The following is a 263-nucleotide window of genomic DNA, read 5'->3' as shown; positions in this document are numbered from 1 at the left end:
ATAATAAAAAAGATCAAAAGACAGATTTTTAATACCATTTTTTAAGTTTCATAACTATACATATTATACGAGGGGAGTACGTATTTGAAGTTTGGAAAATGATGATAGGGAAGCATATATGGATTTTCAGCAGTGGGATAATTCGTCCAGTAATACTCATCTAATGCTAGAAAGTCAGGATTACCAAAAGTTGGAATTGTAGGCATTTCTTCTACAAGTATTTTTAACCCTTCCATACCTAATTCCATGTTTTTCTCACTATC

At 31.2% G+C, this 263-nt stretch carries 1 pseudogene; it reads right to left on the bottom strand.

Going from position 1 to position 263, the window contains the following annotated elements:
• Positions 1-41 precede the first annotated feature (41 nt).
• A pseudogene (locus ACW9JY_RS10620) lies at positions 42-263 on the bottom strand (hypothetical protein); the annotation flags it as partial.

Source organism: Petrotoga sp. DB-2 (assembly GCF_054051725.1).
Note: the sequence above shows the minus strand (reverse complement) of the source record. Positions and strands in the feature narration are given on the sequence as shown.